A 12,878-nucleotide genomic window follows, 5' to 3' on the forward strand; every position below is an offset into this window, starting at 1 on the left:
TTGTAGGTGTCATTATCATACCATATCTGGCAGAATACTTCAACGCTTTAAAGCCTTAATTCAAATGCCGTTTATAGTTTTAGGAGAATGCGCTCGGCTTTTTCCTGAATGCTCTCAGAAGCGGCGGCGTTAAAATGGGCATTGACTGTATAAACTGTGCTGTCTATCTCTTTCTGGAAATTGAGTGGATAGGGATATTGTGACCTGCGAAACCATGCCAACCGTTCTTCTTTTGTCATGGATGCAAGGCAGTCCGTAATCCCATCAATCATCTGGCGGATGGCAGTTTCTTCTGAAAATTCTTCTTTTTCCGTGCCGCTAAAAGGCTCATTCATCGAAATGATTCCTCCCTCCTGCGGTCTGCCCTGCCTGCTCTGGCGTTTGTATTTAACCGCTGGTTTTCAATCGTGTCGTGGATTTGGTCTAAGCAGTTGTCGATATGGGCAGAGCGTTTCTCAATCCCGTCTGCATATTTCAGCCGCTTCCTAAGCTCCGTTATCTGCTCCGTCACGCCCTGCTTTTCGGCTCGGAGTGATTCTTTTTCGGCTGGTGTGGCACGGCGTACCTTGTTCCGCAAATGCTGTCGGTAGTCAATCAGTTTATTCATTTCGGTCTGGTTTTTCTCCCTGTCGGCGTGCAAGTCGGAGAGGGTGGAAATGTTATGCTTCGACATATACCGTACCTGTGCGGTAATCTCGTCCAGTTTCCGAAGCTCCTCTTTCATCAGCGGGCTTGTCGGCTTGTAGTCCGTGCCTTTGGGGAATATCCCCAACTGATAGCACCAATAGTAATATAACGCTAAAATTCCCGTGGTTTTCTGATGCGGTTTCCATGCGTTTTTATACTGCTCCGGCATATGCGAGGAGTAGGAAATCCTTGCTTTGTAGTTCCCATATCGGGAAGCCCCTCCTAAACATGACCGTATGAAATCGGGTGTCAGCCGCTCGTCAAGGGTGTCTAGCCTTGTGAAATGCTTATACTGCGCCAGTTTCATCTTCCAATGGCTGCCCGAAAAATCAATTTCATATCCCTTGTCGGCAAGGTATTTTATCATGTGCTGTAAATCCCTGCTCCCGTTGATTGCCTCCCTTAAATCCTCACGATAGACGTTGTAGCGTGTCGGCTTTCCGCTTTTTTCGTCCAGATACAGCGGTCTTGACGGGGCTTTCTTCGGGTTTTCAATTACCGACAAACCGCACTCTCGGCATAAGCGGTCAGACACTTCCCTCAACCTTTTCTGTTCTGATTTTGAGTAATTATATTTCTGTCCGTCTATGAAAGAAACAGAGTTGAAACAGAAATGGTTGTGTAAATGCCCTTTGTCAAGATGTGTGGCAACGATTATCTGGTACTTGCCGCCCCACATTTCCTTTGCCAATTTCAGTCCGATTTCGTGGCATTGTTCGGGCGTTACCTCGTCTGGCTTGAAACTCTGGTAGCCGTGCCATGCGATATACCCGCCTGTCTTTTGGTACTGTTTCTTTGTCAAAATCATCTGTTGTAAGGCGGTTTCTTTCAGACAGTTGACAGCGGAAACATACCCGCCCTCATTTGTTTTTGACGGATTTTTCACATAGGAGAACACGTCGAAAAAGTCCTGCATTTCTTGATTCTGCACGGTCTTTTCTGGGTTTTCTATATAGTCAATCACGTCTTTTATGCTCCCTTTGACATGCCATAGGCTTGTTACCGCCATATCAGACAGCCCCCTGTTCCGCTAATTCTTCTATGCTGAGCCGTTGTGGGAGAATTGTTTTCTGCTGCAATTCTAAGATAAAATCTTCAATATCCTTACAGATTTCGGCGGCGGTTGGATAGTATGGAACACACTTTTTGAAAGCATCATGCACTTCATAGAGCTTGTTTAACAGTTCCCAAAACTCGGTTTTAGGCTTGGGTTGCGGGGCATTTCCCTTGCATAACTGGCGCATAAATTCGGCGGCAGACAGACCGCAAGCAGCAGCGCACTGCTTTAATTTTTCATGTTCTTCCTTATTCAATCGGACAGTAATCAGAACATTCCGCTTGTTTTTTTCTGATTTTTCTCTGCTCATCTTTCTTAATCCTCCAGTCTTAAATTTCTTTCTTCGGGGTATTCAGGGGCTGTCCCCTGGGTAAGTTACGCCCACTTATTTTGTGTGGGCGGGATTGTGGCTGACACAATCCGATGCTCGCTATCTCTGTGGACAATGCCGCAGGAGCATTTTTCTGTGCAGCCGACTTTCTTCCATACCTGTCTTACTCGCCGAAAAAAAAATCCTATGTCCTTTCCACCTCCGTTCTGGATTCGTTTTCTCTTGACTTTTGGATAAATGAAAAAGCCGCTACACTGCACCACGAATGACAGGAGTATTTTCTCCTGCTCGGATTCGCAATGCTATGTAACGGCTTTGGGATTCAAAACCATGCTGCCATACACCAACCGAAAAGGGACAGCATACATTCGGCGGCGGTCAGCCTTGTCCATTAACTGACAGTTTATTCTTCCATCTATGTGATATTTAATTTTCAATCTTTCAATTAATTCCCTTACGAGTATTTCAGAATACCATAGCGGCTGTACCCATGTCAAGATTTTGGGCAAATTTTTTAGTATTCCCTGTGGACAGGGGTTTTATTCATTAAATTTTAAATTGGATGGGAGAACTTTATCCCCCATCCAATAGCCCGCCGAAAAACCGTCTATCTTAGATGATTATAAAATCTTCCGCAGCTTTTTCCGCAGATGGTCTAGCCTTGCATAGATAGCACCCGTTGTCAATCCCACGAGCGGGGCGATTTCCTTTGTGGAATAACCCTGCAATTTCAGCAGGATGATTTGCAGGGTACGCCTGTCCACCGTAAGCAATGCCCGATATAGAGTTTCGTCCTCAATCTCATCCAGTAAATCAGAAACAGTCTTTAGCTCGGTATTCTGTTCCCTGTCTGCCATCCCCTCAAGGTATTCGCCGAAGTCGCTTGTCCAATGGTAAAACCGTCTGTTAGAATTAAAGTCCGCCCTGTCGTCTGTGCGAATTTGCTCAATGGTGGTTTCATCAACTCCATGCTCCCGCAATATTTTTTCCTCGGCTTCTTTCCAGATAAGCCATTTCCTGTTCTCCCGTCCGTTGTTGTATGCCATTCTTTTTTCCTCCAATCTGAATTTTTGAAACGTATTAATCCAGATTGAAAAGGTGGCGAACGGCAGCCAACAGCGGAAACAGCCCTGCGGCATAATCTGATAAAAAACGACAAAAGAAAAACCGCAAAGGTACTGTGACCTCTACGGTTATAAGAAATATATATTCTGTTAAGCGGAGATTCTACTTCTGGCTTCATGGTGAGAAGCAGCGTTGCATAGGCAGGGGCTTTTTTAACTGGCTTCCTGCCAATCTCCGATATGCTATGTATGGATAAATTCTGCGTTCTATGAGCAGATAGATAACTGCCCGAAAAAAGGACATAAAAAAATCCCTCCAAACTTCAAAACGAAGCCCAGAGGGAAATGAGGGCATGGGAACGCAGCCTGCCGAACTTCGTTTTTTTATTCGGCGGGCTTGCCCTCTCTGTTCTGTATAAAAGAATAGAGCTGACAAACTGTGAGGATTATATCAACTCACTTGTTCATCGGCTCTGCGTCTGTGCGTCTGGCTCTTTGATGAGTGTTACTTCAAATCTGCTTACTTCAACCAATGTTTCCTGCTTGCATTTCGGACAATATAGTGGATAGTTGATTAAAATCGTATCTTCCCTAATTCTGCTACAGGTCTTGTTACCACAAACAGGACATCGTATCCATTCTGTTCCATAAATAGCACTCATATTTTATCCACTTCCCAATCCCAAATACTTAATTGCCTACTGTCGTTCTTTTCTTCAAAGAAATGCAAATAGTTAAATATTTGCTCGTTGTCATGCACAATTCCATTTTTTTCGCATTTTCGATGAAAAAGCCGCATTAAATTTTTGCTATTACCGCTTTCTATCATATACTGATTTCCGTATGTACGGATATATTTTTCTTTCAATTCTGGAAACAATCGGTCTAACTGTTCATAGAAATACTCTCGATTTCCATCTCGGAGAGTTAGCCCCATTCCAAAGCAAATAACGCCATAAACCTTTGCCTCGATACACATATCCAAAATACCTGAAATATTATCTTCAGTATCGTTAATAAAAGGCAAAATTGGTGTCAGCCATACAACTGTCGGTATTCCCACATTCCTTAACTTTTTCAATACTTCAAAACGTTCCCTTGTCGTACTTACATTCGGCTCAATTTTTTGGCACAAATCTTCGTTGTAAGTAGTTAAAGTCATTTGTACAACGCACTTGGTTTTTTCATTTATTTTCTGTAAAAGATCTATATCTCTCAAAATGCGGTTTGATTTTGTAATGACCGTAAATCCAAAACCGTACTCACATATTAAGTGTAGAGCCTTTCTGACATTCCCTATTTCCATTTCAAGCGGAATATAGGGGTCTGTCATGGAGCCTGTACCTATCATGCACTTTTTACGCTTATGAATAAGAGCATATTCCAACAAGGCAATCGCATTTTCCTTGACTTCAATATCCTCAAAAGCGTGTTCCATGTGATAGCATTTGCTTCTGGAGTCACAATAAATGCACCCGTGCGAGCAGCCTCGATATAAATTCATTCCATTTTTAGCAGATAATATCCCTTTTGCTTTCACGAAGTGCATCGTATATCCTCCCTCCATTTAAGCACAATTTTTCCTATGTGCTTTCAGTTTTTTCATTGCCCAATCGTAATGACTTGCTGTGACGCTGACAAAATAAGAACCCAAAGTACTTCCGCCTACCCATTTATAAACGCCTTTAGAAAACAATTCCTCGTTTGAAAAAGTTTTCGCCAGTTCAATTACTTCGTTGTGAGATTTCTGAAACATACTCTTTGCGTCCTCTAATGATGTAGACTGATGTTTTTTCCAAAATTCCACATTCATATTTCCATAGGTTTTCCAATTATACGGCTCTGGAAGAAACGTTTTATTATTCCCGTTCTGATTGGAATGTACCCAGTTTAACAAAAGCTGATGCCATTCATAGAGATGGATGAAAATATCACGAAGATTTTTATCTCTTTTCCAGTGAGCTTCTTTCTTTTTTTCATCCTCCGAAAAATCAAAAGACGTTGATAATTCTTTTTCCGTTAATCCAGAAACAAGAATGTTTAACTTTTCATAATTAGCTGCTGCGGCTGTTAGTAAATCTGTTTTTGTTGTTGGTCTGCCCATATTTATTTTCCTTTCGTTTTTACAATACTATGTTGCTATTTCTCCGTATCTGTAACTTTATATCTCAAGATAGTTTTTAAATTGGTTTTATCTGTACGGTTAGCATTATTCAAATATATTTCACGGTGTTCTTTTCACATACGCTTATATCCGTGTTCCATACAATATCCGTCCATAATCTCAAATGACGCAGGCTCATCATCAAACGCTCCTTTATGCAATATTTGAATGCACCTGCCATCGCAGATTGTTTCAAAAGAAATATCGGTTAGATACGGAATATTTTTTCTCACCTTTACTGTCTCTAACGCATTATCAAACATTTTTCTGGAAATAAAATCTGGTTGTCGTATCATGATGCGGTACTGCAATTCTTCTTTTACCAAATATTCTTTTTCAGAAGCCATACTCCATATTCCCTCTAAAGGATATACGGTATAATCTGTTATTTCGTTGCTTTTTGGAGCAAACGCTTTATATGCCATCTTAATTTTATAAGCTACCGAAAACAGGGCGGCAACCTTATCTGAAAAGATTTCATCATTAGGATTTCCTCTGCCAGAAAGAATGATATATTTTTGAGTGGGAATATCAAGCACACAAGGTTTTGCTTTTACACCATATATTTCTTTCTCATGCTTTTTCCATTCATGTTTCATTTTCAGCCCTCACTTTCTCAAATAGAATTTACAGGCAAATTATATCACGCTTATACTGACACCCTATGTCAAGTTTTATATTTTTCATAGATTTTCTGTGCCTGTTCTGCCACGATGTCTTTCAGATATGCAGGCTCTATAATATCTACCTGCGTTCCAAATGACAATAAATACCCTATGAGCCATTCATCTTCTGGCATTTGGGCGGATACGATTAAATCCCCATTTTCTTTTTTGTTTACCATCGTTTTGTCAAACTCATCGTAAACACGGTATGACATATTTTTCGGGAAACGCAGTACAATTGTGTTGTAGGATTGCTCCAATGTATTATCTAATTCTGGAAAGGGGCTTTTGCAAAAAATTTCCGTGAGAACTTCAAAATCTATGATACGGGTCAGCTTAAAAATACGATAATCCTGTTTTTCCGTACAAAATGCTTTTAAGTACCATGACATAGACTTATATGACATTTTTAGCGGTCTAACAATTCTTTCGCTAATTGTTCCGTAGGAATTTGCATAAGTTATTTTTACACACTTTTGATAAATTATCGCTGATTTTAGCAATTCAAATTTCTCATTGTCAGTTCCCTTGTTGCCCCATCTGGAAAAATCTACTTCAAGCCAGTTTTCCGAACTAATACGAAAGATTGCAGAAAGCTTTTGCAATGTTTGATTGATGCCAATATTGTTAGTAAGATTGACACTTTGCAGGGCTGTTAGAATTTCCTGCTTTTCTTCTTCAGACAGCACTGTTTTATCTAAAACAAAATCACTCATTAAATGAATGCCGCCGTTTCGCCCGGCTTCTGCATAAACAGGAATACCTGCACCACTCAAAGCATCAATATCTCTGTAAATTGTCCTTACAGATACTTCAAATTTTTCTGCTAATTCTGGAGCAGTAGCCTGTCCTTTATCAAGTAAATGATACACAATCTTAAATAATCTGCTTTCCTGCATTGCCAACTCCTCCTTTGATAATAGAATACCACCAAAATCCTGACACTGTATGTCATCATTTATTATAATCATTTCTTTACTCGTTATCAACTGACTAAACATAAATGAATTTTATTCTGCTTAAAGCAGGGATAATAAGTAACGCTTTTCTTTACTGTATTCCTATATTTCTGATACTTTTCAAAAAATAGAGAGCAGGGTGTTAAATCCCTGCCCTCCAATTTTAACGCTTTATGCGTTACACCTATGCGTATATGATTTCCCTATCCACAATCTCCCTTGCACAAGCCTTTATGTTGCCTAGCCGTCCTGTCCATTCTAAGGCGTTTTCTTCCTTTAGGCGTTCCGTTATGCCCTGTGCCTGTTTCATGCCCTCTATGAGCCTTTCAAAGCGTTCCTGTGTTTGCCTGTCGATGTCAGCAAGGTAGGCGTTAAGCCTGCCGCTTGTGAGAAGATTGATGTATGTAACCTTGCGGTACTGCTTCAGATAGTCCAAATGCCGCTGTCCCCATATGCCCATCGCCTGTTCTTCCTCGGCGAGTACAGTTACGCACGGTATTAGATAATCTCTTTGCTGTTCATATTCGCCGCCTAATCTCTCAAAGATTGATTTTGCCATTTTGCAATTCCTCCGTATGATTTGAATTTACCTACAATTCAATCATTCTGGCTGATTACAAAGTCTTTGAATTTAACATCCTTATGGAATGCCACCTTTTGGTGGGCGGCTTTGTCACGCCCATATAAAATTCCAACTGCCCTCTAAACCCGTTTTGAGTTTGGAGGGATTTTTGCTTGAAATTGATGAAGAGTAAAAAATGAGCTAGGGTCAGTGATGCATAGTGTAATTGACCTTAGCTCATTACATATGGAGATTATTATAAATCATGTTCCTTTTGTCGGCGTTCAGTGATATCTTTGAAATGTGCGTCATTGGATAACAAGGTGTTGAAATTGGCAGTTATGGTATTTATCGTTGAGCGCCTTTTTTCTAAATCTTGCTTTTCCTTGACAGCAGAGGAATGTTCATTTCTTAGATTATCAATTTTTTTCTGTAGCCTCTCCGGGGAAGGTAATTTTGTAATGCCCAGCTCCTGTAATTGTTGTTTTAAGGTATCATGCAGTTTGTATTCTGCCTGGTGTATGGATTTATATTTCTGAGGATCCGGTGCTGTTTTTGCATCTTCTACTATTTTCCTGCAGGTACGGTAGGACGAACAGTGTTTCTGAATAAGTTCCTGATGGGATATTTCGGAGCTGATTTCAGAAATTCGTTGTTCCGTAGCAATAATAGAATTATTAATATCTGCAATATGCTGTTGGAAGTCCTCGTAATTCAGCAAATTGTTTTCGGATAAATAGTTGAAGGTTCGGGCTGCTTCTTTGAGATTATTGAGTTGTGCCCACCGTTCAAATCCGGCACGATTGCCTGTACTTACATAAGATGAGATATTGATAAAAAGCTGTACTTCTCTGGGGACGTTACGTGGAGATTTTGTTTTATGCCGGTTTTTCTCAAGGCGGAGTAATACACTTTCTTCTGTGTAATAGCTACCCAGAGATTTCATATTTGTAAAGTTTTTTTGCTCCGGTGCCCGGAAAGCCAGGTTCTTTCCCTGACGGATCTCATATCCGGCAAGCTTCATTTTTTGAAGAAACTCATCATAGTTGATGGATGACCAGATTGCTTTATCTACAGCGACTTTTAATTTTGCTTTCCAGCTGTTTCCACGATGATATTCCATATTTTCTTTATAAGATTTCCCTTTTTCGCCGGTTGGCATACTGGTGACAAGACCGTTTTCCTGACAAATACGGTTGCTGATCCGGCAGATTTTATGATAGCTGCGTTTGTTGGAGACATATTTATGATGGTCAACAAAGCTGGTAGCATTAAAAATGATATGGTTATGAATATGGTCCTGGTCAACGTGGGTGCTGATGACATATTCATATTTCCCTTTTAGTACTTCGTCAGCAAATTCTTTGCCGAGCTTATGTGCAGTTTCAGCGTCAACCTCTCCAGGCTTGAAAGATTGAATTAAATGAAATGCCAGATTGCTGCCTTTGTCCATCACATTCTTTTTACCTTCTTCTCTGGTGAAAGCAAATTCCAGATCAGCAGATTCTGGGGAACAGGCGAAACTGGAAATCAGTAATTTCTCTTCGGTTTTGTCCGGATTCATAATATAGTCCAGTGCTTTTTTGTCAGTTACTTTAATGGGGAAGATTTTAATATACGCCATATCTCGCTTACCATCCTTTTCAATTCTTCCATTTCTTCCGGGTACAAATCACCAGTGGTGTTTACCTTTTTTGCAATCTGATTGATGTTTACACCGATTTTGTGCATCTCTTCGTACACCTGCTTGATCGGGGCTGTGTCGGTGTTGATGATATAGCCGTCGATAGCCATTTTCCTAAGATAGGCTCCCATATTTCTGGTCTTTGAGAGAATCATCTTTTGGCGGATCAGCTTCTTTTCCTCTGGAGTAACACAAAATAAGATTTGGATGTTTCTTTTTCTGTTTGACATGTCTAGTTTCTCCTTCTGTACGTAATTCGGTTTTGGGGTGCTTCGGGGGTTTCAATTTAGGGCAGGGTTCCCTAAATTGCCATTTTTGCGGAAGTGTATATACACTTCCTGTCCTTGCTGTTCTACCCTCTAATAGATAAATTCAGGTGAAATAGAGAATTGCAAAAGAATTTGAGAAACTGAACAGGTAGTGCAGCTCATGAAAATGTGGTATGATTATTGTCAAGATACGAGAACATCCAGAGGTGAAAAAAAGAGTGGATAGAGAAGAAATCTTTGAATATGTGAAGAAACAGTATGGAACAATACCTGAATACTTGTGGAGCAGTTCTCCGGATAGTGCAGTGCTTCGCCATCATAATGGAAAATGGTATGCGGTGATCATGAATGTTGAGAGATCCAAACTTGGATTGGATGGAGATGATACCGTGGAAATTATAGATGTTAAATGTGATCCGGAAATGACAGGAATGATTATCCAGACCTATGGTTTTCTGCCGGGCTATCACATGAATAAGCAGCATTGGATTACGATTTTGCTGGATGGAACAGTAGGAGAATCGAAAATATTGGATTTTCTGGATATGAGTTACGATTTGATAGATGGTAGTATTGGGAAATTGGAAAAAAAATAACGGAGGTTGCTGTAATGACAGATACACAACAAAGAGAAGCTGCCCGTCAGTTTGTAAATAGATGGATAGGAAAAGGAAAAGAAGACGAGGATGGTCGCTCCTATTGGATTGACCTTTTGACAAATGTTTTGGGAATGGACAACATTACAGAACGTTTGAATTTTGAAAAAAAGGTAGTGATTGATGGAAATACAAAACGTATTGATGTGTATATTCCGGAAACCAGAGTAATCATCGAACAAAAAAGCCTTGGTAAGGCGTTGGATCAGAAAATCCGTAATTCGGGAGAAATCGACCTTACTCCATTTGAACAGGCAGACAGATATAACAGTAAGCTGACTTTTGATGAAAGAGCCAGATGGATTGTTACATCCAATTTTGCGGAAATCTGGATTTATGATATGAACCAGAAACAACCAGAACCGACCAAGATTGCGCTGGATGAATTGCAGAGCAAATATCCGCTTTTGGATTTTCTTGTAAAAAAAGAGGTCAAGACAATCTCTCATGAAATGGAGGTTTCTATTAAAGCCGGAGACATTGTAGGTCTGATTTATGATGCGTTTTTGAAGCAGTACCGGATTCCGGATATCAGAGAGAAGGATGAAACAGCAGAGCAGAGTGAAAAAAGAGAGCATAAGTTGAAAAGTTTGAATGCTCTTTGTGTACGGATTGTTTTCTGCCTTTATGCCGAGGATGCGGGTATTTTTGGAAAGAGAAATATGTTCCATGATTATCTGGAAGCATATGAAGTAAAAGATTGCCGACGAGCATTGATAGAATTATTTAAGACTCTGGATACTCCGGTAGCGGAACGAGATGAGTATCTTGAGGAAGATCTTGCTCAGTTCCCGTATGTAAACGGAGGACTGTTTGCAGATGAGACGATTGAGATACCACCTTTCACAGAAGAGATTAAGCAGCTTCTCCTTACAAAAGCTTCGGAAGATTTTAACTGGAGAGACATTTCACCTACCATTTTTGGGGCAGTGTTTGAATCTACATTGAATCCGGAAACCCGACGTTCTGGAGGAATGCACTATACGTCTATTGAAAATATTCATAAAGTAATTGATCCGCTTTTCCTGGATGACTTGCAAAATGAATTCCAGGAGATTCAGCAGATACAAGTGAAACGTACGAAAGATAAAAAACTGGAAGAGTTTCAGAATAAATTAGCGTCTCTCACATTTCTTGATCCTGCTTGTGGTTCAGGAAATTTCCTTACAGAAACTTATCTTTCTCTTCGTAGGTTGGAGAATGAAGTAATAAAGGAGAAAGTCAACGGACAGATGACATTGGGAGAAGTGAATAATCCCATTAAGGTTTCAATCCAACAATTTTATGGGATAGAGATCAATGATTTTGCGGTTACAGTTGCAAAGACTGCATTATGGATAGCAGAATCTCAGATGTTAGAGGAAACAAAAAGCATTGTGTATGGCTTTTATGATGATTTTCTCCCACTGAAAACGTATGTAAATATTACAGAAGGCGATGCATTAATAATTGACTGGAATGAGGTAATTGCATCAGAGAAGTTGTCTTATATTATGGGAAATCCGCCGTTTGTTGGAGCAAGATGGATGAACAAGGCGCAAAAGAAAGATATGGAAATTGTTTTTCATGGTATCAAAGATTTTGGTAATCTGGATTTTGTAACTGCGTGGTATAAAAAAGCAAGTGATTATATTTTAAATACAAAGATATTGGTATCTTTTGTATCGACAAATACAATTACACAAGGAGAACAGCCAGCTATTTTTTGGAAACCATTGTTTGATATGGGAATATGTATAAACTATGCGTATAGAACTTTTCGCTGGGATAGCGAAGCTAGCTTAAAGGCCCATGTTCATTGTGTGATCGTCGGTTTTAGCCATGCAAAATGTAATAAAGATAAAATTATTTTTGATACAAACGGGGAGGCAAGAATTGTAGAAAATATCAATGCATATTTAATTGACGCAGATGATATTTTCGTGGCGAGCAGAAAACATCCGATATGCAAAGTACCAGAAATAGGAATTGGAAACAAACCTATAGATGGTGGATATTACTTGTTTGATAAAGATGAAATGGAAGAATTTATTAGAAAGGAACCAAAGTCAAAACAGTATTTCCGCCCATGGTACGGGGCTAGAGAGTTTATTAACCAACAGCCGAGGTATTGTCTGTATTTGGGAGATTGTGCTCCAAATGAATTAAGAAGTATGCCAGAATGCATGAAACGTGTTAATGCTGTAAGGGAGTATAGATTTCAAAGTTCGAGTGCAGGAACGCGAAAAATTGCTGACACACCAACTAAATTTCATGTTTCAAATTTTCCTAAAGGGAATTATATAGTTATTCCACAAGTTTCTTCAGAAAGAAGAAGATATATACCAATGGGATACATGGATGAAAGTGTTTTGTGTAGTGATAAAGTTAGAATTATGTTGGACGGTACGTTATATCATTTTGGTGTACTTGAATCAAATGTGCATATGGCGTGGATGAGGGCGATTTGTGGAAGATTGAAAAGTGATTATAGTTACACAGTTAATCATGTATATAATAATTTTCCTTGGCCTGCACCAACAGAGCAACAGATACAAAAGATTGAACAGACAGCCCAAGAAATTTTGAATGTAAGAGCATTATTTCCAGAAAGCAATCTGGCAGATTTATATGATCCATTGACAATGCCTCCAGAACTTCGCAGAGCTCATACCGCAAATGATAGGGCGGTTATGGCTGCATATGGATTCAGTATAAAAATGACAGAAGCAGATTGTGTGGCAGAATTGATGAAATTGTATCAGAAGTTGGTTGAGAAAAATGATAGAAAATAATTAGCC

14 protein-coding genes are annotated in these 12,878 nt (G+C 39.7%); 2 read left to right on the forward strand and 12 right to left on the reverse strand.

Translation table 11 applies throughout. The annotated features are described in order from the left end of the window. Positions 1-71: 71 nt before the first annotated feature. The 12 genes from ACESZH_RS11270 to ACESZH_RS11325 all read right to left on the reverse strand — a co-directional run bounded on the left by ACESZH_RS11270 (position 72) and on the right by ACESZH_RS11325 (position 9,403). Positions 72-335: a transposon-encoded TnpW family protein gene (locus tag ACESZH_RS11270; RefSeq protein WP_373215604.1), complete on the reverse strand. Its 264-nt coding sequence runs from the start codon at positions 333-335 to the stop codon at positions 72-74. Beyond that, the gene (locus ACESZH_RS11275; RefSeq protein WP_373215605.1) at positions 332-1,696 is read right to left on the reverse strand and encodes a relaxase/mobilization nuclease domain-containing protein; all 1,365 of its coding nucleotides are present in this window, start codon (positions 1,694-1,696) and stop codon (positions 332-334) included. Before ACESZH_RS11275 ends, ACESZH_RS11270 begins: the two co-directional genes overlap by 4 nt. 1 nt (position 1,697) lies before the next feature. Beyond that, on the reverse strand, positions 1,698-2,054 hold the full coding sequence (locus ACESZH_RS11280; protein WP_373215606.1) for a hypothetical protein: 357 nt from the start codon (positions 2,052-2,054) through the stop codon (positions 1,698-1,700). Positions 2,055-2,695: 641 nt separating this feature from the next. Beyond that, entirely contained in the window at positions 2,696-3,121 is a 426-nt protein-coding gene (locus ACESZH_RS11285; protein WP_373215607.1) for an RNA polymerase sigma factor, read from the reverse strand. Positions 3,122-3,603: 482 nt separating this feature from the next. After that, positions 3,604-3,801, reverse strand: coding sequence for a cysteine-rich KTR domain-containing protein (locus ACESZH_RS11290; RefSeq protein WP_373215608.1), 198 nt, complete (start codon positions 3,799-3,801; stop codon positions 3,604-3,606). Beyond that, positions 3,798-4,688 (reverse strand): radical SAM protein, encoded by an 891-nt coding sequence (locus ACESZH_RS11295; protein ID WP_373215609.1) that lies wholly within the window; start codon positions 4,686-4,688, stop codon positions 3,798-3,800. Before ACESZH_RS11295 ends, ACESZH_RS11290 begins: the two co-directional genes overlap by 4 nt. A gap of 18 nt (positions 4,689-4,706) precedes the next feature. Continuing rightward, complete coding sequence (locus ACESZH_RS11300) at positions 4,707-5,243, reverse strand: ClbS/DfsB family four-helix bundle protein (protein WP_373215610.1); 537 nt, start codon at positions 5,241-5,243, stop codon at positions 4,707-4,709. A 134-nt stretch (positions 5,244-5,377) separates the two neighbouring features. After that, positions 5,378-5,902, reverse strand: a complete 525-nt coding sequence (locus ACESZH_RS11305) for a GyrI-like domain-containing protein (protein ID WP_373215611.1) — start codon at positions 5,900-5,902, stop codon at positions 5,378-5,380. A 68-nt stretch (positions 5,903-5,970) separates the two neighbouring features. After that, complete coding sequence (locus ACESZH_RS11310) at positions 5,971-6,867, reverse strand: helix-turn-helix transcriptional regulator (RefSeq protein WP_373215612.1); 897 nt, start codon at positions 6,865-6,867, stop codon at positions 5,971-5,973. A 244-nt stretch (positions 6,868-7,111) separates the two neighbouring features. Next, positions 7,112-7,486, reverse strand: coding sequence for a TnpV protein (locus ACESZH_RS11315; RefSeq protein ID WP_373215613.1), 375 nt, complete (start codon positions 7,484-7,486; stop codon positions 7,112-7,114). A 259-nt stretch (positions 7,487-7,745) separates the two neighbouring features. Then, positions 7,746-9,113: a relaxase/mobilization nuclease domain-containing protein gene (locus ACESZH_RS11320; protein ID WP_373215614.1), complete on the reverse strand. Its 1,368-nt coding sequence runs from the start codon at positions 9,111-9,113 to the stop codon at positions 7,746-7,748. Then, positions 9,080-9,403 carry a MobC family plasmid mobilization relaxosome protein gene (locus ACESZH_RS11325; RefSeq protein ID WP_132093031.1) on the reverse strand — a complete coding sequence of 108 codons (324 nt, stop codon included), beginning with the start codon at positions 9,401-9,403 and terminating at the stop codon, positions 9,080-9,082. The genes ACESZH_RS11320 and ACESZH_RS11325 overlap by 34 nt, the downstream gene beginning before the upstream one ends. 257 nt (positions 9,404-9,660) lie before the next feature. Between ACESZH_RS11325 and ACESZH_RS11330 the strand changes: the two genes are divergently transcribed. Together ACESZH_RS11330 and ACESZH_RS11335 are read left to right on the forward strand one after the other, a co-directional pair. Beyond that, positions 9,661-10,038 carry an MmcQ/YjbR family DNA-binding protein gene (locus ACESZH_RS11330; RefSeq protein WP_373215615.1) on the forward strand — a complete coding sequence of 126 codons (378 nt, stop codon included), beginning with the start codon at positions 9,661-9,663 and terminating at the stop codon, positions 10,036-10,038. Positions 10,039-10,052: 14 nt separating this feature from the next. Continuing rightward, a complete protein-coding gene (locus ACESZH_RS11335; protein WP_373215616.1) occupies positions 10,053-12,872 on the forward strand; it encodes a DNA methyltransferase in 2,820 nt (939 codons plus the stop codon). Positions 12,873-12,878: the final 6 nt, after the last annotated feature.

Origin of the sequence: Ruminococcus sp. 5_1_39BFAA, assembly GCF_964240875.1 — a bacterium.
In the GTDB taxonomy this organism is placed as follows: domain Bacteria; phylum Bacillota; class Clostridia; order Lachnospirales; family Lachnospiraceae; genus Blautia_A.